At 36.1% G+C, this 23,926-nt stretch carries 24 protein-coding genes; 19 read left to right on the forward strand and 5 right to left on the reverse strand.

What is annotated here, in order from left to right; all coding sequences use genetic code 11:
* Positions 1-16: 16 nt before the first annotated feature.
* The 10 genes from A3223_RS00210 to A3223_RS00255 all read left to right on the forward strand — a co-directional run bounded on the left by A3223_RS00210 (position 17) and on the right by A3223_RS00255 (position 9,112).
* Positions 17-220, forward strand: a complete 204-nt coding sequence (locus A3223_RS00210; RefSeq protein ID WP_180378683.1) for a flagellar biosynthesis anti-sigma factor FlgM — start codon at positions 17-19, stop codon at positions 218-220.
* 13 nt (positions 221-233) lie between these two features.
* The gene (gene flgN, locus A3223_RS00215) at positions 234-665 is read left to right on the forward strand and encodes a flagellar export chaperone FlgN (protein WP_072594306.1); all 432 of its coding nucleotides are present in this window, start codon (positions 234-236) and stop codon (positions 663-665) included.
* A 4-nt stretch (positions 666-669) separates the two neighbouring features.
* Positions 670-2,541 (forward strand): flagellar hook-associated protein FlgK, encoded by a 1,872-nt coding sequence (flgK, locus tag A3223_RS00220; RefSeq protein ID WP_084107861.1) that lies wholly within the window; start codon positions 670-672, stop codon positions 2,539-2,541.
* A complete protein-coding gene (locus A3223_RS00225; protein ID WP_084107862.1) occupies positions 2,538-3,305 on the forward strand; it encodes a TIGR02757 family protein in 768 nt (255 codons plus the stop codon). Before flgK ends, A3223_RS00225 begins: the two co-directional genes overlap by 4 nt.
* 66 nt (positions 3,306-3,371) lie before the next feature.
* The gene (locus A3223_RS00230; protein WP_084107863.1) at positions 3,372-3,908 is read left to right on the forward strand and encodes a superoxide dismutase family protein; all 537 of its coding nucleotides are present in this window, start codon (positions 3,372-3,374) and stop codon (positions 3,906-3,908) included.
* A gap of 154 nt (positions 3,909-4,062) precedes the next feature.
* A complete protein-coding gene (locus A3223_RS00235; RefSeq protein WP_084107864.1) occupies positions 4,063-4,824 on the forward strand; it encodes a TSUP family transporter in 762 nt (253 codons plus the stop codon).
* 65 nt (positions 4,825-4,889) lie between these two features.
* A complete protein-coding gene (locus A3223_RS00240) occupies positions 4,890-5,573 on the forward strand; it encodes a F0F1 ATP synthase subunit A (RefSeq protein WP_084107865.1) in 684 nt (227 codons plus the stop codon).
* 162 nt (positions 5,574-5,735) lie between these two features.
* Complete coding sequence (gatB, locus tag A3223_RS00245) at positions 5,736-7,157, forward strand: Asp-tRNA(Asn)/Glu-tRNA(Gln) amidotransferase subunit GatB (protein WP_084107866.1); 1,422 nt, start codon at positions 5,736-5,738, stop codon at positions 7,155-7,157.
* 12 nt (positions 7,158-7,169) lie between these two features.
* A complete protein-coding gene (locus A3223_RS00250; protein WP_084107867.1) occupies positions 7,170-8,060 on the forward strand; it encodes an NAD(P)H-dependent glycerol-3-phosphate dehydrogenase in 891 nt (296 codons plus the stop codon).
* Positions 8,057-9,112: a glycoside hydrolase family 3 N-terminal domain-containing protein gene (locus A3223_RS00255; RefSeq protein WP_084107868.1), complete on the forward strand. Its 1,056-nt coding sequence runs from the start codon at positions 8,057-8,059 to the stop codon at positions 9,110-9,112. Before A3223_RS00250 ends, A3223_RS00255 begins: the two co-directional genes overlap by 4 nt.
* A gap of 17 nt (positions 9,113-9,129) precedes the next feature.
* On the opposite strand, the gene A3223_RS00260 is transcribed toward A3223_RS00255, so the two are convergent.
* The 5 genes from A3223_RS00260 to rarD (A3223_RS00280) are packed head-to-tail and all read right to left on the reverse strand — an operon-like array spanning position 9,130 to position 14,421.
* The gene (locus A3223_RS00260) at positions 9,130-10,320 is read right to left on the reverse strand and encodes an McrC family protein (RefSeq protein WP_084107869.1); all 1,191 of its coding nucleotides are present in this window, start codon (positions 10,318-10,320) and stop codon (positions 9,130-9,132) included.
* Positions 10,292-12,163, reverse strand: coding sequence for an McrB family protein (locus tag A3223_RS00265; RefSeq protein WP_084107870.1), 1,872 nt, complete (start codon positions 12,161-12,163; stop codon positions 10,292-10,294). Before A3223_RS00265 ends, A3223_RS00260 begins: the two co-directional genes overlap by 29 nt.
* 54 nt (positions 12,164-12,217) lie before the next feature.
* Positions 12,218-12,670: an aryl-sulfate sulfotransferase gene (locus A3223_RS00270; protein ID WP_084107871.1), complete on the reverse strand. Its 453-nt coding sequence runs from the start codon at positions 12,668-12,670 to the stop codon at positions 12,218-12,220.
* Positions 12,663-13,550: an EamA family transporter RarD gene (gene rarD, locus A3223_RS00275; RefSeq protein WP_103644755.1), complete on the reverse strand. Its 888-nt coding sequence runs from the start codon at positions 13,548-13,550 to the stop codon at positions 12,663-12,665. Before rarD (A3223_RS00275) ends, A3223_RS00270 begins: the two co-directional genes overlap by 8 nt.
* On the reverse strand, positions 13,534-14,421 hold the full coding sequence (gene rarD, locus A3223_RS00280; RefSeq protein ID WP_084107873.1) for an EamA family transporter RarD: 888 nt from the start codon (positions 14,419-14,421) through the stop codon (positions 13,534-13,536). Before rarD (A3223_RS00280) ends, rarD (A3223_RS00275) begins: the two co-directional genes overlap by 17 nt.
* Positions 14,422-14,566: 145 nt before the next feature.
* On the opposite strand from rarD (A3223_RS00280), the gene A3223_RS00285 reads away from it, so the two are divergent.
* Genes A3223_RS00285 through mnmH form a run of 9 tightly spaced genes read left to right on the forward strand, consistent with a single transcriptional unit; the run spans position 14,567 to position 23,711 of the window.
* Positions 14,567-15,907, forward strand: a complete 1,341-nt coding sequence (locus A3223_RS00285) for a class II 3-deoxy-7-phosphoheptulonate synthase (RefSeq protein ID WP_084107874.1) — start codon at positions 14,567-14,569, stop codon at positions 15,905-15,907.
* Positions 15,908-15,931: 24 nt separating this feature from the next.
* On the forward strand, positions 15,932-16,888 hold the full coding sequence (locus A3223_RS00290) for an NAD(P)/FAD-dependent oxidoreductase (protein ID WP_072594292.1): 957 nt from the start codon (positions 15,932-15,934) through the stop codon (positions 16,886-16,888).
* 2 nt (positions 16,889-16,890) lie between these two features.
* Positions 16,891-19,143, forward strand: a complete 2,253-nt coding sequence (locus tag A3223_RS00295) for a vesicular transport factor Uso1p (protein ID WP_084107875.1) — start codon at positions 16,891-16,893, stop codon at positions 19,141-19,143.
* Positions 19,140-19,847, forward strand: coding sequence for a tRNA1(Val) (adenine(37)-N6)-methyltransferase (locus A3223_RS00300; protein WP_084107876.1), 708 nt, complete (start codon positions 19,140-19,142; stop codon positions 19,845-19,847). Before A3223_RS00295 ends, A3223_RS00300 begins: the two co-directional genes overlap by 4 nt.
* On the forward strand, positions 19,844-20,209 hold the full coding sequence (locus tag A3223_RS00305) for a YkgJ family cysteine cluster protein (protein WP_084107877.1): 366 nt from the start codon (positions 19,844-19,846) through the stop codon (positions 20,207-20,209). The genes A3223_RS00300 and A3223_RS00305 overlap by 4 nt, the downstream gene beginning before the upstream one ends.
* Positions 20,188-21,453 (forward strand): tetratricopeptide repeat protein, encoded by a 1,266-nt coding sequence (locus A3223_RS00310; RefSeq protein ID WP_084107878.1) that lies wholly within the window; start codon positions 20,188-20,190, stop codon positions 21,451-21,453. Before A3223_RS00305 ends, A3223_RS00310 begins: the two co-directional genes overlap by 22 nt.
* Positions 21,450-22,235, forward strand: coding sequence for an indole-3-glycerol phosphate synthase TrpC (gene trpC / locus A3223_RS00315; RefSeq protein ID WP_084107879.1), 786 nt, complete (start codon positions 21,450-21,452; stop codon positions 22,233-22,235). Before A3223_RS00310 ends, trpC begins: the two co-directional genes overlap by 4 nt.
* Positions 22,235-22,717, forward strand: a complete 483-nt coding sequence (locus tag A3223_RS00320; RefSeq protein WP_084107880.1) for an HIT family protein — start codon at positions 22,235-22,237, stop codon at positions 22,715-22,717. The genes trpC and A3223_RS00320 overlap by 1 nt, the downstream gene beginning before the upstream one ends.
* Entirely contained in the window at positions 22,704-23,711 is a 1,008-nt protein-coding gene (gene mnmH / locus A3223_RS00325) for a tRNA 2-selenouridine(34) synthase MnmH (RefSeq protein ID WP_084107881.1), read from the forward strand. The genes A3223_RS00320 and mnmH overlap by 14 nt, the downstream gene beginning before the upstream one ends.
* The last annotated feature ends 215 nt before the right edge of the window (positions 23,712-23,926 follow it).

Below are 23,926 nucleotides of genomic sequence, written 5' to 3' on the forward strand. Positions count from 1 at the left end.
TTTAAGAGGTATGAATATGATAAGGCCTTTGAATCAAAGACCAAATTTTCAGGCAAATACGCTAAATAAAAATAGCGATGCCAAGGTCGAAACTCAGAGTAAAGAAGTAAGAACAAACGAAAACGTAAAGCTAAAAGAGATAGCTGATGCCATAGCAAATGGCACTTATCAGGTTGATATCTCAAAAACGGCTAGGGCTGTGGCTGATGCGTTGCTGTAATTAAGGAATTTAAATGATAAAAAAGCTTTTGGACGAGGCTATAGGTGAGCTTGATGAGCTTATAAATTTAACCATACAAGATATCGCAAATATAAAAGAGGCAAAGCACTCAAGTGTTGATGAGAGTGTAAAGAAAAAAAATGCCTTAGTTCGTGCATTTGAAGATACAAAAAGAGCACTAGATAAAGAGCTTTTAAAGGTATCAAAAGAGAGCGGTACGACTACACTTGCTAGTGTTTTAGACGATGAAGTGAAGTCAAAGCTTGTTCTTATGCGTTCAAAGCTTGAAAATTTACATAAAGTTAATAAAGAATATGCAAGGCATGTTGTTGCCGTTAAAGAATTTTTTGACTCACTTAATGAAAAAATTTTTGGAACTAAAACAAGTGAATACGGCCAAGATGGAAACAGCATAGATAATAATTTTTATAAATCAAGGGTTTAAAAAAATGGCTAATATTTTTATGTCATTAGGCACGGGTGTTTCAGGACTAAATGCGGCCCAGCTTCAAATAAGTACAACCGGAAATAATATCGCAAACGCCGATAGCAACTACTATACAAGGCAGCGTGTTGTCCAATCCGCATCTCCAGCGATGAATACAGTACCTGGTGGAGTTGGCACAGGCACACAAGTAGATACTATAACAAGACTTCATGATGAGTTTGCCTATTCAAGATTAAAATACTCATCGTCAAATTTAGAAAATACAGCCTATAAACAAAGAATTCTGCAAGAAGCTACAAAATATTTTCCTGATCTAAAAGATAATGGAATGGTGAAAGATATTCAGGAGTATTTTTCCGCGTGGAATAACTTTGCTTCAAACCCTAATGCAGGTGCTCAGAAAGTAAATTTGATAAATAAAGCAAGTGTATTAACTGCAAGTATTAACCGCTCGTCAAAGATGCTTTATGATATGCATGAAAAGATTGATGAAACGATAAAAATAAATATAAATGAGATAAATTCGCTAGGCAGACAAATAGCAAATATTAATAAGCAAATCCAAAGAATAGAATCAGGTGCGGACGCTGGTATAAAAATAAATGCAAATGATCTTCGTGATAAACGTGATGAGCTTGAGCTTGCGATGTCAAAGCTGGTAAATACAGCAGTTTATAAAAGCGATCTAAAGAGCAATTCTAGGGTAGATACAGGAATAACAGATCAAGGAAAATACTACAATCTAAACATTGGCGGTGTAAGTATCGTTGATGGTGTAAATTTTCATGAAATTTCTATGAGTTCAACTGAAAGTGGACGATATACAAAAATTTATTATGAAAGAGAAGATGGCAGAAGAATACCAATGGAAGAAAAGATCACAGGCGGTAAAATCGGAGCTGCACTTGATCTTAGGGGTCGAAACTACGAGCCAGATAATGATAAATTTAGTGACGGAACGATCCAAAAATACATTGATAATCTAAATACATTTAGTAAAACCTTGATAACAAGTACAAATAATATCTATGCCGAATCCGCAGTTGAAATTTCTAACTCAGATCCGATAAGTTATTTAGAAGGCGATAAGACGTTGATGAATCATGATAATAGTATAAGGAATGGAAGTTTTGAAGCTATTGTTTATGATAACAAAGGCAATGTCGTGGCCAGAAAAACTATAAATGTAAATGGCACGACGACGATGAATGATACAAGATATGGCAACTCTATCGTCAAAGACTTTAACTCAAACTCAGATGACAATAAAGACAATAATATGTTAAATGATGTTGATGACTTTTTTGAGGCGTCATATTTTTATGATAAAAATACTAAAAAAGGCACATTTTCTCTCATTCCAAAACAAGCTCAAGGGCTTTATAGCATATCGATAGTCGATCACGGCACAAATTTCCCAGGTGCTGTTGGCATAAATAGATTTTTTTCAGGTACCGACTCAAATAGTATCGGCATAAATCAAAATTTTACCCAAGACCACACAAAGCTTCGTGCCTACTCAAAGCCAGTTATCGGAAATAATGAAGTTGCAAATAAAATGATCCAGCTTCAGTATCAAAAGCAGACCTTTTACTCAAGCGGTATAGCGCTTGATAGAGATGAGACGATCGAGGGATATTACCGCTATCTTACGACTGACATGGCGAGTGATACAGAGGCAAATAATACGATCCACGATACAAATACATCTTTGCAAAAGACAGCTGAAGAGGAATTTCAATCAACAAGTGGCGTAGATACGAACGAAGAGCTTACAAATTTAATCCGCTTTCAAGCAAGTTACGGCGCAGCGGCAAAGATCATCACAACAGTTGATCAAATGCTTGACACGCTTCTTTCATTAAAACAATGAGTGAGCTAAAGAGCCTTTTAGACTCACACGTACTTAGCAAAAATACAAATTTGGGGCTGTTTGAAGCCCCAGATCCACTTCAAGTAGCCACTAAATTTAAAGAGCCAAACATAGCACTCATTTGTGCGTTATTTGCTTATGGTAATGCAAAAATGATAGTGAAATTTCTAAATTCGCTTGATTTTGGTTTGCTTGATGAGAGTGAGCAAAATATCAAAAAAAATTTATCAAATTTCAAATACCGCTTTCAAAATGAAAATGATGTAAGAGAAATTTTTATCACTCTTTCACGCCTTAAAAAAGAGGGCGAGATAGAGGAAATTTTACGCCAAGGTCTTGCAAAAAATGGCGAAATGATAGATGGCGTAAATGAGCTTATTAAATTTATATATAAGCTAAATTCTTACCGCTCTGACGGATATGAGTTTTTCTTTGGTAAGAGTTTTGACAAAGAGCCACAAAGCCCATATAAACGCTATAACATGTATCTTCGCTGGATGGTAAGGGATAGTGATATTGACCTTGGGCTATTTAAAAATTTACCAAAAGATAGGCTTTTGATGCCACTTGATGTTCATACGCATAGAGTTTCTTTAAATTTAGGACTTATAAACAGAAAGAGCTACGATTTCAAAGCAGTCATGGATCTTACAAAAAAACTTAGAGAATTTGACGAGTTTGATCCGATAAAATACGACTTTGCGCTTTATAGAATAGGGCAGAGTAAAGAGTTAGAAACTATCATAAAAAATCTTAATCAATAAAAATTATTGCTAAATTTTTAAATTTAGGGTAGACTTGCCATACAATTTTATCCATAAGGAGCTTGTATGAAAAAAATCGTTTTACTAAGTGCAGTTTTAGGAACTTTGCTTTTTGCTCACGAAGGTCATCACTTTGATGCAAAAGCTGGTGAACATCTAGTTATACCTGTTAATGAGCTAAGCGAGAAGGGCGATAAGAGTGTCGGCGAAGTAGTAGCTGTTAAGACAAACTATGGCGTCGCATTTTTTCCAAATTTAAAAGGACTTACTGCAGGACTACATGGCTTTCACATCCATGAAAATGCTGACTGTGGTGCGACTGAAAAAGGCCTTGGTATGAAAGCAGGCGGTCACTGGGATCCAGCTGGCACAAAGATGCACTCTTTTGCATGGGATGATAAGGGTCACAAAGGCGATTTGCCAGCACTTTACGTAGATGCTGAGGGCAATGCAAACTATCCAGTGCTAGCCCCAAAGATAAAAAGTCTTGACGAGCTAAAAGGTCACTCACTAATGGTTCATGTTGGTGGCGATAATCACAGCGACAACCCAAAAGCACTTGGCGGTGGCGGCGCTAGAATGCTTTGTGGCGTTATTAGGTAATCGCTTTAATAAACGAGTCTTTGAGCTAGATCCAAAGGCTCGTTAAAATTTATAAATTTTAAAAATCTCTCATTTCAAATATAAAAATTTTACAAAAAGATAAGTACAAATAAATTACAATCTGCTTTTATTTCAATTATTAAAAGAGCAAAAAATGGAATTTGATCTACTTAGCTATGTCGTTTTTTTTATAGCTGCGTTTTTAGGTGGTTTTATCGATTCTATCGCTGGTGGAGGTGGGCTTATAACGCTTCCAGCTATTATGGCGATGGGCGTACCACCACATCTTGCACTTGGCACAAATAAGCTTCAAGGTGTCTTTGGTAGCTTTACGGCGACTCTAAATTTCACAAAACGGGGATTAATTAATTATAAAGAGTGCTTTGTAGGTATCGTTTTTACTTTCATTGGAGCTATCATCGGAGCGGTGGTTATCCTATTTTTAAATACAAATTTTTTAAAGATAATTATCCCATTTTTACTGATTGCTATTTTTATCTACACGCTTTTTATGCCAAAAGTCGGTGAAAATGATAGAGCTGCAAAGATGAATGAAAAGCTATTTTATGTAGTTTTTGGGCTGATACTTGGCTTTTATGATGGTTTTTTTGGCCCAGGAACAGGCTCTTTTTGGACATTTGCTATAGTGGCATTAATTGGGCTAAATTTAAAAAAGGCTGTTGCTCATACGAAACTCTTAAATTTTACTAGCAATATCGTTGCTCTTGGCATTTTTATAGCCGGCGGACAGATGCTTTGGGCTGTTGGACTTTTAATGGCAGTTGGTCAAATTTTAGGCGCATATTTTGGATCAAATCTTGTCATTAAAAAAGAGGTCAAATTTATTAGAACAATGTTTTTAGCAGTCGTTGCAGTGACTATTTGTAAATTGATTTTCGATTATTTCAGAGTTTAAAATTAAAAATGTTTTAACAATAATTTTGTTACAATCACGCAAAATTCTAAATCCAAGGTAAATTAATGAAAGATTTGTTTCTATTTTCAAATTTCCTAAATAGCTCCCACGCCTTTGTCTATGCGTTTCACTTTCTGCTTGTAGCTTTGATTGTTATCATAGTTGCTTATATAGCAAGGAGCAAAATGCAGCTTGTACCAAGAGGTCTTCAAAATATTGTTGAAGCTTATTTGGAGGGCGTTATATCGATGGGAAGAGATACTTTAGGCAGTGAAAAACTAGCTAGGAAATATCTTCCACTTGTTGCAACTATCGGTTTTATCGTATTTTTTTCAAATGTTGTAGGTATTATTCCTGGATTTGAGTCACCAACATCAAGTCTAAATTTAACTCTAGTTTTGGCTTTGGTTGTATTTGTTTATTACAACTTTGAGGGCATTAGAGAAAATGGATTTTTCAAGTACTTTGGGCACTTTATGGGACCGAATAAATTTCTAGCTCCTATTATGTTTCCAGTTGAAGTCATCTCACATCTTTCACGTGTAGTTTCGCTATCATTTCGTCTTTTTGGTAATATTAAGGGAGATGATCTATTCTTGCTTGCGATGCTTACACTTGCACCTTGGTTTGCTCCGCTTCCAGCTTTTGCGCTTCTAACGCTTATGGCTGTTTTGCAAACATTTATTTTTATGATGCTAACTTACGTTTATCTAGCTGGTGCCGTTGCTATTAGTGAGCACGAGCATTAAAATTTAAAGCCATATTTTTATATGGCTTTTTCCTTTTTAAAACTATTTAAATTTTAAATTACCTTCTTTATTTTCCAGTCAAAACGCTCATTTTTAGATATTTTAAAAGAAAGTATCGCTAAAATACGCCTTAAAAATTTGCATAAATTTAAAGGTAAAAATATGTTTGAAGTCGTTATCGGTTTAGAAGTTCATACTCAGCTTAATACAAAAACTAAAATTTTCTGCTCTTGTTCAACTAGCTTCGGTGACGAGGCAAATACTCACGTTTGTCCGACCTGCTTAGCTTTGCCTGGAGCGCTACCTGTGCTAAACAAAGAGGCTGTAAAAAAGGCTATCAGCTTTGGCACGGCGATAAACGCTAAGATAAATAAAAAATCAGTCTTTAATAGAAAAAACTACTTCTACCCAGACCTTCCAAAGGCATATCAAATTTCCCAGTTTGAGATACCTATCGTAGAAGGTGGCGAGCTCATCATCGACGTAAATGGTACTAAAAAACGCATCGGTGTAACAAGAGCACACCTTGAAGAGGACGCTGGCAAGAACATCCACGAAGAAACCGAAAGTTTAGTTGATTTAAATAGAGCTGGCACGCCACTTCTTGAGATAGTCAGTGAGCCAGATCTTAGAAGCAGTGATGAGGCGGTGGCTTATCTTAAAAAATTGCACTCGATTCTTCGCTTTTTAAACATCAGTGATGCAAATATGCAAGAGGGTAGCTTTCGTTGCGACGCAAATGTCTCTATCCGTCCAAAAGGTGATACCAAGCTTTATACAAGAGTTGAGATAAAAAACCTAAATTCATTTAAATTTATCCAAAAAGCGATCGACTACGAGGTAGAGCGCCAAAGTGCAGCTTGGGAAGATGGCAAATATGACGAAGAGGTCTATCAAGAGACAAGGCTGTTTGACACGACAAATTTAGTGACAAGATCAATGCGTGGCAAAGAGGATAGCGCGGAGTATAGGTACTTTCCTGACCCTGACTTGCTGCCTGTTGAAGTGTCAGAGCAGATGTATAACGAAGCGATAAAAATTCCAGAGCTTGCCGAGCAAAAGGTCGCAAGATATGTTAGCGAGCTAGGCGTAAAAGAGAGTGATGCACTAAATTTAACTCAAAGCGTTGAGATGGCTAGGTATTTTGAAGAGCTGATCGCTGCTGGAATTCAACCAAAGCTTGCTACTACGTGGCTCATAGTCGAGCTTCTTGGTCGTTTAAATAACGGCGTAACGATCGAGACAAGCCCAGTTAGCAGCGCTAAGATGATAAATTTACTAAAACGTATAGAAGATGGCACGATAAGCGGCAAGGCTGCAAAAGAGGTGCTAGACTACATAATGGAAAACGACGCGGGCGTTGATAGTGTCATAGAAAAACTTGGCTTAAAACAAGTGAGCGATGACTCAGCGATCATCGCGATCATAGATCAAATTTTAGCTGTAAACGCCGATAAAGTCGAAGAGTATAAAAACGGCAAAGATAAGATGTTTGGCTTCTTTGTTGGTCAGGTGATGAAAGAGGGCAAGGGTGCCTTTAATCCAGGCAAGGTCAATGAGCTTTTAAAGGCCAAAATAGGCTAAAAAAGGGCTAAAATGAGCATAGCAGTCATCGGAGCTGGCAAGTGGGGCAGTGCACTGTTTCACGCATTTAGTGAAAATAACGAGTGTGTCATCAGCTCAAGAACGCCAAGAGAGATGCCAAATTTTGTAAGCTTGGATGAAGCTTTGGAGTGCGAATACCTAGTCTGCACGATCCCAACGCAAGCTACAAATTTATGGCTAAAGCAAAACTACAAAAACAAAGGTCAAAAGATCTTAGTCGCCAGCAAGGGCATAGACACGGAAAATCTTAAATTTCTAAATGAAATTTATGAAGACTTTGTTGATAGAGAAAATTTAGCCTTTCTTTCAGGGCCGACCTTTGCAAAAGAGATCATGCAAAAGCTGCCTTGCGCCTTGGTGGTAAATTCTAAAAACCAAAATTTAGCTTCAAAATTTGCTTCATTTTTCCCAAGCTACATGAAAGCATACACCTCTGATGACGTGATCGGCGCTGAGGTGTGTGGTGCCTATAAAAACGTGATCGCCATAGCTGGTGGCATCTGTGACGGACTTGGTCTTGGCAACAATGCAAGGGCAAGCCTCATTTCACGTGGGCTTGTAGAGATGGCTAGATTTGGTAAATTTTTTGGCGCAAAAGATGAGACATTTATGGGGTTAAGCGGTGCAGGGGATCTTTTCTTAACCGCTTCATCGATACTTTCACGCAACTACCGCGTAGGTCTTGGTATCGCAAGGCACGAGAGACTAGAGAAAATTTTAAATGAGCTTGGTGAGGTGGCAGAGGGCGTCGATACTGCAAGGGCTATTAGTAAGATCGCTAAAGAAAAGGGCATATATGTGCCGATTGCCAGTGAGGTTGAAAATATGCTAAATGGCAAAGACGTTTTTGAAAGCGTTAAATCGCTTTTGGGAAGAAGATGAAAGCTTTTAAATTTATATTTTTTGTGGCTATTTTTGCTCTAGAGCTAAGCGGCGCTGAAGTGAGCCTAAGAGCCAAGGTCTCGCAGATGATAATGGTTGGCTTTAACGGAGCTAGCACAAAAGACGCTGCATTTCGTGCGATGCTAAGCGACGCTGGATATGAGAGGTTTGGCGGTGTGATGCTACTTGGTAGAAACGTCACTAGTAAAGCCCAGCTAAAAGCTAGCATAAAAGCTATCAAAGAGAAAAGTCCTAAAATTTTCATCGCTATCGATGAAGAGGGCGGCAACGTAAGCCGTATGAAAGATAAGAGCTTTGATGGCCCATATCCTAGCGCATACGAGGTCGCAAGCACGCTTGATATCAAAAGCGCATACGATCTCTACTCAAAAATGGCTATAAATTTAAAGGAGTGTGGCATAAATTTAAATTTCGCCCCAGTGGTAGATATACACGACGAAAACTCGCCGATAATTGCTGCAAAGCAAAGGGCGTTTAGCGAGTATGCAAGCAAGGTAGTGATCTACGCTGATGCCTTTATGGACGCATTTAAAGAGCAGGGCATCCTAACGACACTTAAGCACTTTCCGGGACACGGCAGCTCAAAAGAGGACTCGCATAAAAATAAGAGCGAGGTCACGCTAAGCAAGGATGCGCTGCTACCATATAAAGACGCCATAAGCACTGGTAGAGCGCAGATCATCATGGTCGGACACCTTTTTGTAAAAGGTATCGACGAGGACAATCCAGCCACACTTTCTAAAAAAATAATAACCGATCTTTTGCGAAATGAGCTTAAATTTAATGGCGTAGTCATAAGCGATGATATGCTAATGAAAGGCGTCGGCGACGAGACATTGACTCAAAAAGTGGTGAAATTTATAAACGCTGGTGGCGACATCTTGCTCTTTAGCGAGTTTAAGATAAATAACCAAAGAACGGCTGATCTTATCACTCAGATCATAATCGATGCTGTAAATGAGAAAAAAATCAGCAAAGAGCGAATTGACGTTTCATATAAGAGGATAATGGCTCTAAAAGCGAAGCTTTAAATTTGGCTTTTAGAAAGTTATGTTAGTAAATTTGCGTTATTTTCGTCTTTTTCAAGATCAAAATATACAATTTTAAGCCGCATTTCATCGTCGTATTTAAAATCCATAGACTCTTGTTTTATGCCATCTATCTTTGGATATATTAGATAGAGCTTATCGCACTCGTATTTTTTGCCGTAGGCATATAACTGGTATAGATCGGCTTGCGATATATCATCTCTTGATCTTATGATCTTCCATTTTGTATCGGCTATAAATTTGCCTTCTAAAAATATATCAGGCCTTAGCCTAAAGCTTTTTGGGTTTTCTACGAGATGTTTTTCTGAGTGTTGTAATATTGTGCCTGGAAAGCTTTTCTTTATAAAATTTCCAACATAGCTTTCAAAAAGCGCATTCATATCAAATAGCAAGGCAAGGGCTAGATCATCGCCCTTGTGCGGTGTAAATGAGTTGTTAAGCAAAAAGATCTTGCACCATAAAAGAGTTTGCTCGTAGTGCTTTACTTGGCGGTTTATGGCATAGTTGGCAAAGAAGTTTTTATAATCGCTACATGTCGAAACGTCATCAAATATAAACAAAAGCTCGCGTATTTTTTGTTGATTTTTACTGAAATTTGACTTTTTGTATAGAAATTTAAGCGTTGTTTTTATGATTTGATTTATCTTTATGTCGCTTAAAAATTCGCTGTATCCTACATAAAACCGTTCTTTGTGGATACTATTTCTTTTGATCTGCTCGTTTATATTGAGCTTTCCTTTTAGAAATTTTAGGTTATCTTCTAGCGTCACATAGTCGCTTTTTATCCCCTTTTTTACAAGAGCTTCAAGCTCGCACAAAAACATAGAGATGAAAATTTCCAAAAGCGGTAAATTTTGTATTTTTAAACTGGCTAAATTTGAGCTTTTAAATGGGAAATTTTTTAACGTATTTAGCATTTTTATAAAAACCACTTTTGATCTTTCGGCGTCGTTTTTGTCTGCTATTTTTGGCAAAATCTCTATCGTTAAGCCACTTTTTGTTTGCAAAACGCCGACATAGTTTCTTGCCTGTATAAATTTTCCGCCAACCCCGCTTACTATCCTTAAAAAAGGCGCATTTTCATCGCTATTTTTAAGAATAAAATTTTCTATATCGTCAAAGTCTTTTTTGTATATATCGTGCTGATATATACGCTCGAACTCAGTTATCGTTATCTGGCTTTGTTGCATTTTTATAAATTTCTATGTAGTTTTGCGGATTGTTAAAAGCTTCGCTATTTATCTCGTATAAAATCTTATCGTCTATATAGTCGATTTTTCCTCTAAATAGTTTTTCAACTGCCATATTTCTCTTGATTTTAACAAGCTGTAAATTTTCATCTTTTTGACTATCGCCTAAAACCAGCCTAATCTTCTCCCAGTCGTCGTAAAAATATTCTTGTAGCAGCGGTAAAATTTTATTTTTAAAGACATTTGCAAGCGTTTCCATGTCTGACACATTTATAAAATAAGCATGTCCTATCGTGTGGTCTCTGTCGTAAAGATATTCTATGCGTTCGTTTATCGTTTTTAGCATTTGTCCGATATCTATGCCAGCAACTTCTTTTAGATTATTGTATTCTGGCATCATCTCCACAAATTCAAACCTTCTTCTAAGCGCCGTATCCATAAGAGCTATGCTGCGATCTGCCGTATTCATCGTGCCTATTATGTATAAATTTGACGGCACTCCAAATTTCTCTTTTGAGTATGGCAACTCGACCATTATCTCGTCATCTGCTCCGAGCCTTTTTGATGGCTCTATAAGAGTTATGAGCTCCCCAAAAATCTTAGATATATTTCCGCGGTTGATCTCGTCGATGATTAATACTCGTTTTTTTGTTTTTATGCTTGATTTTTCCATATAGTATTCAACTAAATACGTGAACAAATTTGTATAACCATTTACTATATATTTTTCGAGTATTTCTGGATTTTTTTCTGCTGCACTCCTATTTTTAATATCTTCTATTGTAATAGACCCATTTTTTAATAATCTTACTAATTCTTCTATTAAATAGATTGGGACAGGAATTTCTCCTTCTATATTTTTTTTCTTTAGTTTTATGAGTTCACTTCCAACATAAGAGATTGTATATCCTTCTATCGTATCTCCTACATTAAAAATTGCATTTTTGCAAATATCTTTAAAAACTCCATTTGTTATTTTGTATTCTAATCCCTTATCTTGGTTAAAAATAGGTTTTATACCCTCAACAAATTCCTCATATCCATAGCTTTGATGAAATGTTACGAATTTTATTTGTCCGCTTTCAATATACCTTTTAAATTTAGACATATCATCTGACGCATTGCCTTCTATAATTTCTAGTGCTTTACGAACAACGTTATATGTTTTTCCAGTTCCAGGAGGACCGTATAAAATTTGATTAAGTGGATAAGTTAATTTCTTGTCATTGTCGGTCATTTTATATCCTTCATTATCACTATTGTTTTGTTGATTGCTTTCCGTATTTTTATAAAATTTCTCATATGCCAACCTATATACATTTGTTAGTGCTTTTAGTAAGCTTGTGTAGTCAAGAGTTGTAAAAGTATATATATTTTCTATGGTAAAGTATATATACTTTTCCCATGCAAGTTTATCAAGTTTGAAGCCAGATATATGTATCTTTTTGCATTCGGTTTCTAAAAACTCATATATTTTATCTTTTTGCCTTTTTTCTTCATTATTTATATTATCTTTGATTAGGTCAATAGATATATAAAAACTAGCTGGCTCAGCCAAGACGGCAAAACAAATAATTAAATTTGTTTTATTTTCTATTCCATGGGGCTTGTATCTATTCCATATATACTCTGAAATATTTCCACTATTCTGCCATTTTCCATGATCTATAACTTTAAAGCCATTAAAAATATCATCAGAAAAAGTTATTAAATTTTTACGAAAGTTACTTAACTTATCATACGTTATTTTGTCGTCCGATCTATATTTTGTATTTTCGGCGTATCTATTTTTGTAAAAATCAAATCCATCCAAAATTTCATTTTTTAAATTATCGCTTATCATATTTCTATCCTTAGTTTTTATTATTTTATAACTTTAGGTCTTTTGAATATCTTTTTATAACCCATCAAATTCTTTTTTTAGTTGGTCTCTTAAGCTCTCAGCTCTATCTTCGCCGTTTTTGAAATTTATCTTTATAAAGCCATCTAGATCGTCCAAGATCGCAAAGAGCTCACTCTCCCAGCTTAAATTTTCTTGCTTTGATAAAGTTTCCAGTTTTTCTCTTATTTGCTCTAAGGCATCTAATGCTTTATCTTTATCAGACTCGCTATTTAGCGCATCTTCAAATAAAATATCTTGCCTTAAGGCGTTTATTTTTTTAAATATTACATTGCAAAATTTTGGATATTTTTCAGCATTGCTTAAATTTTCTAAAACCTCTTGCGTAGCCTTTTGATAAGCTGGCACCGCTCCCTCTTCGTCGAGCTTTTTGGTTAGTTTTTGTATCTGAAAATATAAAATAAGCGCTGCAAAAAACCCAAGCAGCAAATAAATCGTCACATTATTCATTTTTACTCCTTTTTCTAAATTTATCTATGCTAATTATCGCAAGTGCCAGCCAGATCATGCAAAACGAGATGACCTTGTAGCCGTCTAAATTTTCGCCGTAAATGAAGACCGCACAAAGGATCGCGATGGTTGGTGAGATGTATTGCAAGTAGCCGATCGTTGTTAAATTTATCCTTGTTGCCGCTGCGTTAAAAGCGACAAGTGGCACGATGGTTACGATGCTTGAGGCGATCATTAAAAGCGAGTCTTCATTTAGTCCAAAGTGGCTTTTACCTAAAAATGCTATGTAAAAAACGTAAGCAAGTGCAAATGGGAACATAAAAAATGTTTCTATAAAAAGCCCGTTAAATGCGCTAATCTTTGCCATCTTTCTAACTGCTGCGTAAAATCCAAATGAAAGTGGCAAGATGATGGAAACTAATGGCAATCCGCCTTGGGCATAAATTTGTACGCTAATGGCTAAAACGACTATGCAAATGGCTAAAATTCCGCTTTTATTTAGCCTTTCTTTAAAGATGATAACACCAAGGAGCATGCTTATTAAGGGATTTATAAAATATCCTAAGCTTGTGTCTAAAATTTTGCCATTGCTAACCGCATATACATAAACGCCCCAGTTTGTGGTGATAAATATGCCACTCAAAAATAGGATTTTTAGCGAACGAATATCTTTAAGTAAAGTAAAAATTTCACCCATTTTGCCACTAAAATAAAGCACTCCAGCCATTAAGAAAAATGACCAAATGACTCTGTGGGCTAAAATTTCATAAGCATCGACATCTTTGCTAAAGAGGTTGAAATAAACCGCCAAAAACCCCCACATAAAAAAGGCGCTAAGCGCGAGAATAACGCCTTTTTGGCTCTCATTTAGTCTTGGTATTTTTGTCGCCTTTTATAGAATTTATACTATCTATCATCAAAAGTGTGACCGAGATGGCTAGGCAGATCATTAAAAAGTATGAGCTTTTCTCCAGTCTCTCGCCGATAGCAAATGAGACAAAAAGCATCATTATAGGCTCAAAATATGTAAGCAAACCTAGTACATTTATCGGCACGAGCGTGCTTGAGAGGATCTGGGCGATGAGGGCTATGCCGCTGATAGCACCAAGCAAGATGAGCAGATAGTAGATGTTTGGATTTTGGCTCATCACGTAGTTCATATCGGCTGTGAGCGCAAAATAAAATGAGAATAAAAACATAAAAATTATCTCTATAACAAAGCTTGAGAAATTTGCAAGGTTGTAGTACTTTCTAATGGCAAAATAGACTGGATAAAGGCAAAAAACTACAGCGCTCTCCCACGAGATGCCGCCGCTTAGTATAGCTGTGCTAAAGACGCCAAGGGCTGCAAAAAATATCGAGGCTAGCTTTGTTTTAGAGAGGTGCTCTTTAAAAAATATCCGTCCAAAAAGGACCATGACTATTGGCATGATGAGGTAGCCGATAGAGACTTTTAGCGCTGATCCGTTGCTTGGAGCCCAGAGATAGAGCCACATCTGAAATGAGACAATGAGCGAGGTAGCAAGCAAAACTAGTAAAATTTTAGGTTTTAGCTTTATTTTTAGAAGTAAAAATTTGAAATTTCGCTGCTGTTTTAACAAAAAAATGGCGGCGATGACAAAAGGCATGGCAAAGATCATGCGGTATCCAATAAGAGCTTGTGTGCTGATGGGGTTCATGAGCACTGACATGTAGTAAATGCAGTTAAATAAAACTGATGCCAAAAGCGAATAAAAAATGCCTTTTATCATGAAAAAAATCTTCTCTTTTTTTGGGTAAATTTAAAGTAGCGATTGTATGCAAAATATCTTTAATAGCCCATTAATGGCTTTTATTTTTTAAGTTTTGCGTGATATAATCAGCGTCTAATTTAAGGCAAAAAAGATAGGAAAATAAATGACTTGGAACCGCGATAGCTGGAGAGAATTTAATATCTTGCAACAACCAAATTATCCAGATTTAAAAGAGCTTAAAGAGGTCGAAGAAAAATTAAAAGGACTTCCTCCTTTGGTCTTTGCTGGCGAGGCTAGAAGTTTAAAAGAAGAACTTGCAAAAGTTTGCAATGGCGAGGCATTTTTGCTTCAAGGTGGCGACTGCGCTGAGAGTTTTACAAATTTTAATGCAAATAACATCAGAGATATGTTTAAGGTTTTACTTCAAATGGCGATAGTTTTAACCTTTGCTGGTGGCTATCCTGTGGTCAAAGTGGGCCGCGTAGCAGGGCAGTTTGCAAAGCCTAGAAGTAGCGATTTTGAGGAGGTAAATGGCGTTAAGCTTCCAAGCTATAGAGGCGACATCATAAATGGCTTTGAATTTGACGAAAAGGCAAGAGTGCCTGATCCAAAACGTATGATAGAGGCGTATTATCAAAGCGCATCTACGATGAACTTACTTAGAGCCTTTTCAAGAGGTGGTTTGGCCGACCTTCATCAAGTGCATAAGTGGAATTTAGGCTTTGTTAAAAAGCCAGAGATCGGCGAGAAATACGCAAAACTAGCTGATGAACTAACAAAGACGCTTTCATTTATGGCAGCTTGTGGCATCACTTCAGCAAATACGCCAGTCATAAATCAAACCGCGGTTTATACATCTCACGAGGCACTTTTACTCCCTTACGAAGAGGCGCTAACTAGGGTTGATAGTCTTAGCGGTGAGTGGTATGATTGCTCGGCTCATATGCTTTGGATAGGTGAAAGGACGCGTGGTACAAATGATGCTCACGTACATTTTTTAAGTGGTGTGAAAAATCCTATCGGTGTAAAGATCGGACCAAGTGCAAAGGCTGAAGATGTCGTCGCACTTGCAAATAAACTAAATCCAGAAAATGAAGCTGGCAGACTAAATGTGATAATCAGAATGGGCGCTGACAAGATAGGCGAAAATTTACCAAAAATTTTAAGAGAGCTAAAGCGAGAAGGACTAAATATCGTTTATAGTATTGATCCAATGCATGGCAATACTGTAAAAACATCAAATAACTATAAAACCAGAGAATTTGACAAGATAATAAGCGAAGTTAGAAGCTTTTTTGAAATTCACAAAGCTGAGGGCACAAGGGCTGGCGGCGTACATCTTGAGATGACAGGTCAAGACGTGACAGAGTGCACTGGTGGGGCATTAAATATCACTGAAAGTTCGCTTGAGCAAAGATATGAAACACAATGTGATCCAAGGTTAAATGCTGATCAGGCACTTGAGCTTGCATTTTTGATGGCTGATCTAGTTAAAAAAGCTTAGAATTTATAAAATTTGGAGAAAAAGATGGTAAATGTTTATGATCTAATTGTTGTTGGTGGCGGACCCTGTGGAATTGCTAGCGTAGTTGAGGCAAAAAGAAATGGTTTAAACAACGTTTTGCTTCTTGAAAAAGGCGATAATCACAGCCAAACGATAAGAAAATTTTATAAAGATAATAAACGCGTAGATAAAGAGTATAAAGGGCAAGATAGTACGATACATGGTGTAGTTTCATTTGAGGATGGCACGAAAGAGAGTACGCTTGATTATTTTGATAAGCTGCTTGATACTGAAAAGATTGAAGCTTTTTTTAACTCTGAAGTAGAGAGCGTAAAAAAAGATGGAGAAATTTTTAAAGTAACTACCTCAAAAGCCGTCTATGAAGCTAAAAATGTGATGATATCAATTGGCAAAATGGGACGACCAAATAAGCCTGATTATAAAATCCCACCTTCACTAAACTCAGTTGTAAATTTTAACCTCGATAGCTGTACAAACGGCGAAAAGGTGCTTGTTGTAGGTGGCGGAAACTCAGCAGTTGAGTATGCGATCGAGCTTTGCCAATACAATAAAACCACAATCGCTTATAGAAAAGATAATTTTAGCCGCGTAAATGAGACAAATTTAAGCGCACTTTGGGAGTTAGAAAAGCACGGCAAGATAAAAGTTAGGCTAAATCACGATATAAAAGAGATAGATAACGAATCAGGCAAAGTTAGAGTGCATTACGAAAATGGTAAAATTCGCGTTTATGACAGAGTTGTCTATGCAATAGGCGGCTCAAGTCCGGTTGATTTTTTACAAAAATGTCAGATAAAAATCGATGAAAAAGGCACTCCAATAGTTGATAGTAACTACCAAAGTAGCGTGCCAGGACTTTATGTGGGCGGTGACATCGTGCTAAAAAATGGCGGCTCAATAGTCGTTGCTCTAAATCACGCTCATCACGTCATAAAAGACATTTTAAAGGGCAAGGCATAAGCTTGATAAATAAAATTTTACTAGCTATTTTTTGTTTGATAGTTGGCTTTTGCCTATCGTTTTTTAAATCTCCAAAAGAAGATGAGACACCGAAAGATACTAATCAAACGATTTATTCTATAAATTTTGACAATTTGCCAGAAGAAGAGAGACAAAAATACATCAGTAAAGACGATCTTTACGAATATGGCGGATATATAACTCCAAAAAGCTATATCCAAAATTTTACTGAAACGAGCGATCAAAATTTATCAAATGATGTAAATGAACTTCAAGAACAAGTTCGTGAGCTAAGTAAAAAAAATAAAATTTTAGCTACCGATAATGTCGATATCAGCGAGAAAAATTTGGACTTTATAAGCAAAATTTCAGAGATGAAAAAAAATATCGAAAATGAAAAAAATGAGATAGTTGAAAAAAATCAAAAGACGCTAGGCGAGCTTGAAGCACAACACTTTGAAAATATACAAACTCTCACAAAACGGCTAAATGAAGCTCAAGCTGATATGATAGAGAGCTCAAAAGCCTATGAAAAAAAGATAATAGACCTTGAAAATGCGATAAATGAGGCAAAAAATGGCGATGAAAGTAAGGTAAAAGACATTGAAGCAAATTTTGCTAAATTTAAAGAGGCAGCTGAGGCAAATTACACAGCTTTAAAAGAGCAAAATATAGAGCTAAATACGACACTGGCTCAAAAAGATGCGCTAATAAAAGAGTATGAAAATACTCAAAATGAAAAAGATAAAAACGAAAAAAAAGAAATTTTGCTTTTAAAAGAGGAGATCGAGCGAGCAAAAAATGACGCTAATACACAAAAATTTAGCTACGAAAAAGAGATAAATGCACTAACTGATGGCTTTGAAACGCAAAAGAGTGTTATGGAGGATGAGCTTTCAAAAAAGGCAAATAAGATAATTGATCTTGAGGAGGCTCTTGAGTCAAGCAAGACTGCCTTAAAAGATAGAATTTATGAACTTGATGAGATAAAGAAAAATTTAAACTCAAAAGATTTGGCAGTTGAAAACTATAATGGTAAAAATTTAGAGCTAAATGCCTCTCTTGCGGCACTTCATAAAAGTTTTAATGATCTAAAAGAAAAAAATCTTAAAAGCGAGCAGGAAAATAAACTCGCAAATGAAAATATAAGCTTGCTTAAAAAAGAGCTTGAACGGGTAAATTTGTTAAATAAAAAGCTAGAGAAGCAAAATTTAGATGTAAATACAAGTTTAAGTGAGCTAAATAAAAAGCTAAATTTGAGTGAAGAGAGCCTTAAAAATGCACGAGATGAGCTAAAGACGCTTGATACAAAGACGAATAAATTTTTAAAAACTTTGTTTGAGCAAAATCAAACTATCTCTTTGCAGACTCAAAAGCTTGGTTTAAATGACAGCGAGTTGAAAAATTTAAGTGCAAAGATAAATTTAAAAGATGAAAAGATAAAAGAGCTGGAAAATAATCTCACGCAAACAAGTCAAATGCTAGCAGCAAAGCAAAGTGAGCTAGAAGCTCAAAAAAGGACGCTAAAGATCGATATGCAAAATTATGAAATTTTGCGTCAGCAAATAAATATTTTGCAAAAAAAGATAGCTGATACATCAGCTCTTTTTGCTGATAGCAACAAAAGCGGCGGTAAAAATTTACTAAGCTTACAAAACGAGCTTGAAAGCGCAAAACATAAATTAAACGAGAGTAATAAGACGATTGAGAGGTTAAATTCTAAAATAAATGAACTTAGCTCATCTAGCGTAAAAGGAAGTCCAGTAAATGCCAAGATCATCGAACTTCAAAAAGATATCGAGCAAAATTTAAATAGGCAAGATGAGCTTGAAAATGAAAATGTAAATTTAAAAAATATTTTGCAAGCTACGACAAAACCTGAAACTCCAACAAAGCTAGTTTTGATCTCTAGCCTTGAGTGTGATGACATGGACGCAAAAGATAAGATTAGCGTGATGTGTAAGAATAGGGTGAGCGAATTTTTGCAAAGATTTAACTCAAACTACCTTTATGAGATAATTCCGATCGTAGATAAGAAAAATTTTGTCATCCCATCAAATGTAGCGCAAAGCATCAAAAAAGATGATCTTGGCAGGCTAAATAACTATGTAAATTATGGCGTTGGTAAAGAGCGCGCAAAGGCAGCAGCCGAGCTTATAAAAGAAGAATTTGGCGATTTTGCAAGGATAAGCTTTAGCTCCGAAGTGATCGTAAAAGATGTCACGCGTGGCTTTATCATCAAGGTTTATAGATGATCTTGGCTCAGCTAAAAAGTGGCTATCGCTACAACAGCGATACGCTGGTACTTTATGATTTTATAAGCTCAAGTTTGAAAAATTTTTCAGGCAGGATTTTAGACGTTGGCGCAGGGTGCGGGATACTTGGGCTTTTGCTTAAACGTGACTTTAAAAATTCCAGCCTAAGCTTGCTTGATATCTTGCAGATAAATGGTGAAATTTCTAAATTTAATGCCAGTAAGAACGGCTTGGAGGCAGAAATTATAAATGCTAATTTTGTAGATTTTAAAGATAGTGAGAAATTTGACCTCATCGTATCAAATCCACCATTTTATCACGAGGGTGCAAAACAAAGCGAAGATGAGCATATAAAGGCTAGTAGATACACAAGCTCTTTGGGTCTAAAAGACTTTATAAAAGGTATAAGCGTAAATTTAAAGCCTCACAAAAGGGCGTTTTTTTGCTATGCACCTGATGATCTTAGTCAGATTGTAGCGTGTCTAAAAGAGTTTAAGTTAAATTTAGTAAGCCTAAAATTTATTCATACAAAGGCAGATAAGCCAGCAAATTTGGCCTTATTTGAGGTGAGAAATAATTCAAACTCAAAGCTAAAAATTTTGCCACCTTTAGTGATGAGTGAAAATGGCTCGCATACAAAAGAGGCGATTGAAATTTTTAAAAAAGCTGACACAAAGAGCGTCGATTATCAGGAACTAGCGTGAGGGTGCAAGGCTTTAACTATGAGTTTGATGCCAGCTTTTGCGAGAGCTGTGGCGGCAAGTGTTGCACGGGAGAGAGTGGCTACATTTGGATAAACGAAGAAGAAATTTCAAAATTTTGCACTGCATTTCATATGAGTAAAGATGAGTTTGAAAAGCAGTTTTTAATAAGAGTTGGGCTAAGGTGTAGCATAAAAGAGAAGCCTTATGAAGATGGCTTTGCTTGTGTATTTTTTGATGAAAAAAATAAAAACTGCTCAGTCTATGAGCTAAGGCCACAGCAGTGTAGGACTTTTCCGTTTTGGAATTATTTTAAAAAAAATTTAAAGGAGCTAAAAGCAGAATGCATTGGCGTAAAATTTTAGTATTTTTTATGAGCGTATTTTTTAACTCGCAGCTACTTTTGGCTGACGATAATAAAAGTATAAATTTACGCCTAATGCAGGCTTTATTGTTTCAAGACAGCGGAGATGTGAATGCTAGCATTCAAGCTTACTCAAACATTTTTAAAGATACGAATCAAAAAGCTTATTTAAAAGAGGCGATCAAGCTCGCCTTTGCTACAAAAAATGAAAATTTAGACGCTTTGATAAATGAAGGCGAAAAAAGCTTAAAAGATGATAGCGATTTTATCCGTATAAAGGTGGCAAATTTAGTAAATCTTTCAAAGCTAAATGAGGCTAAAAGTTTAATGCAAGAGCTTGCCACAAAAGAGCCAAATGCTCAAAATTTACTCATGCTTGGCACAATTTGTATGATGCAAAATGAAACAACGACTGCACTAAAATACTTTGAAGAGGCATACTCTCTAAAGCAAGAAGAAGAAAACTTGCTCCGTATTGTTGATATTTTGATAAATCGCATGGATAAGATAAAAGACGCTACAAAATATCTTGAGAAATTTAGAGATGAACAAGGCTGTACGCTAAAGACTTGCGAGCTTTTGGCTGAAATTTACTCCCAGCAAAGAAATTTCCCAAAAGTGATCGAACTCTTTGAAGAGCTTTATGAGCTAAATCACGACACTTCGTATATTGATAAGATCGTGCAGTTTTTTATCTATGATAAAAATTACAAAGCAGCAATTGAAATTTTAAAAAAATATAGCTACAACGATGTGGCGCTTATGGATCTTTATGCGGCAACTAGTAATTTTGGTGACGCATACATACTTGCTGTTAAAATTTATAACGATAGCAGGGATTTAAATTTTTTAGCAAAAGCCGCGATTTACGAATACGAGATGAATAAAGACAACTTGAACGAACAAAAAATGGCTGAAATTTTAGACAAATTTGAAGCTAGCGTGCCAAAACTAGAAAATGATATGTTTTTTAACTACTATGGCTACTTGCTGATAGATCATGATATTGACCCTAGAAAGGGTATAGGGCTTGTGCAAAAGGCGCTTGCTATCTCGCCTGAGTCGCCTTATTATGAGGATTCGCTAGCGTGGGGATATTTTAAGCTCGGTGAGTGCAAAAAGGCAAAAAGCATCATGCAGCATGCGATGAAGGATATTGATTTTAGATCTTCGAAAGAGGCAAAAGAGCATTTGCACCTAATAGAGCGCTGTATAATAAATCTAAACAAAAGGCTTAAAAAATGATATTTGATGAGATAATAAAAAAAACTAAAGATGATCTTGCGAAAAGAAAGGCAGACTTCCCTGAGGAGTGGCTTGGCCGCTCGCTCGCGTATAATCCATACGTGCCAAGAGATGTTTTAAATGCACTTAGAGCAAGTCAAAATGAGCCGATAAAAATCATAGCTGAGATCAAAAAAGCAAGCCCAAGTAAGGGGGTGATAAGAGAAGACTTTGAACCGATAAAAATCGCTCAGGAATACGAGCCATACGCAAATGCTTTTAGTATATTAACTGAACCACATTGGTTTAAAGGCAACATCGAGTATATCACTCAAGTTAGGCGCTACGCATCAAGGCCGATCCTTAGAAAAGATTTTATTATTGATAAGTATCAAATTCTTGAAGCTCTTGTTTATGGAGCGGATTTTATCTTGCTTATCGCAAAAGCATTAACTCAAAATGAGCTAAAAGAGCTTTTAGACTACGCTCATCATTTAGGTCTTGAAGTTTTGGTTGAAACTCACGACGCGAGTGATGTGAAAAAGGCTATCTTTGCAGGAGCAAATATAATAGGTATAAATCACCGAAATTTAGATGATTTTACGATGGATATGAGCCTTTGTGAGAAGCTCATACCACTTTTGCCAAATGGCAAGATAATAGTCGCTGAAAGTGGTCTTTACGAGCATGAGCAGCTTAGGGAGCTAAGCAAAATAGGCGTAGATGCCTTCTTGATAGGAGAGCATTTTATGAGGCAAGATGATATAAAAAATGCCGTCAAAAAGATAAAGGAGGGCGAGTAATGCAGCACCTTTGTGCCCCTTGGAGAAGCGAATACTTTAGCGCTAAAAAAGATAGCTGTGTTTTTTGTGATGTTGTAAACTCAGATGATGATGATAAAAATGGTGTGCTTTTTCGAGCTAAATATTGTTTTGGGATTATGAATTTATATCCGTATTCTCCAGGGCATTTTATGATAATACCAAATCAGCATACCGACAAGATCGAAGAGCTTGATGAGCAGACTTGGTTTGAGATGAGTAAATTTGTAAGGCTTGGAGTTGAAATTTTAAAAAAAGAGCTTTATGCTAATGGCGTAAATATAGGTATGAATTTAGGCAAGGCAGCGGGAGCTGGTATAGCTGAACATGTGCATTATCACCTTGTGCCAAGGTGGAGCGGGGATACAAATTTTATAACCACCATCTCTGATGTGAGAGTAAATGGCACGCCATTTCATCCACTTTTTGAGAAACTAAAAAAGGCATTTAGTGCCGTTATTTGAGCTTGATGCAGAGCAGTGGCTAGAGAAAAGAAGCTCTTTTGAAATTTTAATAGACGCAAGATCGCCACATGAATTTTTATATTCACACATAAAAGATGCCATAAATTTATATGCTTTAAATGACGTGGAACATAAAGAGGTAGGCACGATCTATAAAAGCGATAGATCCCTAGCAAAGAGTCTTGGTGCAAAGTATATCTGCAAAAATTTACAAAATATCATTGATGAGGCTTATAAAAGAGCCAAGGTTGGTTCAGCTATTGGCATCTACTGCGCTAAAGGTGGGCTTAGATCAAATTCTGTTGGCTATGTGCTAAGCATGATAGGATATAGAGTTTTTAGGCTTAGTGGTGGCTATAAAGCTTATAGAAATCACGTTTTAGAATTTCTAAATCGACCTTTGAGCACAAAATTTATCACTCTTTTTGGAAATACTGGCTGCTATAAAAGTAAGCTAATAAGGGCTCTAAGCCCATCAATAGACCTTGAAGCTATGGCAAATCACCTAGGCTCTGTCTTTGGAGCGATAAATGGCGCGCAGCCAAGCCAAAAAAGCTTTGAAGATGCGTTATTTGAAAAGCTCATCACGCTAAAAGATGAAATTTGCTTTATCGAGGGCGAGAGCAGAAGGATCGGCTCGTTAAGTTTGCCAAAAAGTCTTTATGAGGCGATGCGAAATGGTATAAATGTCGAAGTGAGCGCAAGTTTAGAAAAAAGAATTTCTTGTATAGTAGATGACTATAAAAGTGTGGATAAAGCTTTTTTTGACGAGTGTATGAAGAAAATTTCGCCATTTATTGATAAAAAAGCTAGAGATGAAGCTGTGGCTAAATTTAATGAAAATGACATTGCTAAAGTAGCTGAAATTTTACTTACAAAATACTATGATAAAGTCTATAAGAAAAATGAAAATATTAATGTTTTCATAAATTCTGATGACTTTGACGAAGCCGTTAAAAAGCTAAATGATATAAAAAATGAAGCAAAATTTTAGACTTAGTTTAATTAAAAAATTAAGACATAAAATTTATGCAAATGAGTTCTAGCTCTTAAATTTATTAAATTTACTAAAAATAATATGTTTAATTTTATGTAAAATATTTTGTATTATTCTTCTAAACTAGTTAAAAATTTTTCAAGAAAATCAAAACGATACCTAAAATTCGCTAGAAAGTTAAAATGGATTTAAAATGCTTTGGGATATAATCT

Origin of the sequence: Campylobacter concisus (assembly GCF_002092855.1) — a bacterium.
Classification (GTDB): domain Bacteria; phylum Campylobacterota; class Campylobacteria; order Campylobacterales; family Campylobacteraceae; genus Campylobacter_A; species Campylobacter_A concisus_AI.

Coding starts and splice junctions, on each gene's coding strand:
- flgK (WP_084107861.1), top strand. CDS start 670: ATGGCTAATATTTTTATGTCATTAGGCACGGGTGTTTCAGGACTAAAT.
- A3223_RS00250 (WP_084107867.1), top strand. CDS start 7,170: ATGAGCATAGCAGTCATCGGAGCTGGCAAGTGGGGCAGTGCACTGTTT.
- rarD (WP_084107873.1), bottom strand. CDS start 14,421: ATGATAAAAGGCATTTTTTATTCGCTTTTGGCATCAGTTTTATTTAAC.
- A3223_RS00320 (WP_084107880.1), top strand. CDS start 22,235: ATGCAGCACCTTTGTGCCCCTTGGAGAAGCGAATACTTTAGCGCTAAA.
- A3223_RS00230 (WP_084107863.1), top strand. CDS start 3,372: ATGAAAAAAATCGTTTTACTAAGTGCAGTTTTAGGAACTTTGCTTTTT.
- A3223_RS00310 (WP_084107878.1), top strand. CDS start 20,188: ATGCATTGGCGTAAAATTTTAGTATTTTTTATGAGCGTATTTTTTAAC.
- trpC (WP_084107879.1), top strand. CDS start 21,450: ATGATATTTGATGAGATAATAAAAAAAACTAAAGATGATCTTGCGAAA.
- A3223_RS00285 (WP_084107874.1), top strand. CDS start 14,567: ATGACTTGGAACCGCGATAGCTGGAGAGAATTTAATATCTTGCAACAA.
- A3223_RS00260 (WP_084107869.1), bottom strand. CDS start 10,320: ATGCAACAAAGCCAGATAACGATAACTGAGTTCGAGCGTATATATCAG.
- A3223_RS00235 (WP_084107864.1), top strand. CDS start 4,063: ATGGAATTTGATCTACTTAGCTATGTCGTTTTTTTTATAGCTGCGTTT.
- A3223_RS00300 (WP_084107876.1), top strand. CDS start 19,140: ATGATCTTGGCTCAGCTAAAAAGTGGCTATCGCTACAACAGCGATACG.
- A3223_RS00290 (WP_072594292.1), top strand. CDS start 15,932: ATGGTAAATGTTTATGATCTAATTGTTGTTGGTGGCGGACCCTGTGGA.
- A3223_RS00255 (WP_084107868.1), top strand. CDS start 8,057: ATGAAAGCTTTTAAATTTATATTTTTTGTGGCTATTTTTGCTCTAGAG.
- A3223_RS00270 (WP_084107871.1), bottom strand. CDS start 12,670: ATGAATAATGTGACGATTTATTTGCTGCTTGGGTTTTTTGCAGCGCTT.
- A3223_RS00210 (WP_180378683.1), top strand. CDS start 17: ATGATAAGGCCTTTGAATCAAAGACCAAATTTTCAGGCAAATACGCTA.
- A3223_RS00225 (WP_084107862.1), top strand. CDS start 2,538: ATGAGTGAGCTAAAGAGCCTTTTAGACTCACACGTACTTAGCAAAAAT.
- flgN (WP_072594306.1), top strand. CDS start 234: ATGATAAAAAAGCTTTTGGACGAGGCTATAGGTGAGCTTGATGAGCTT.
- gatB (WP_084107866.1), top strand. CDS start 5,736: ATGTTTGAAGTCGTTATCGGTTTAGAAGTTCATACTCAGCTTAATACA.
- A3223_RS00240 (WP_084107865.1), top strand. CDS start 4,890: ATGAAAGATTTGTTTCTATTTTCAAATTTCCTAAATAGCTCCCACGCC.
- A3223_RS00265 (WP_084107870.1), bottom strand. CDS start 12,163: ATGATAAGCGATAATTTAAAAAATGAAATTTTGGATGGATTTGATTTT.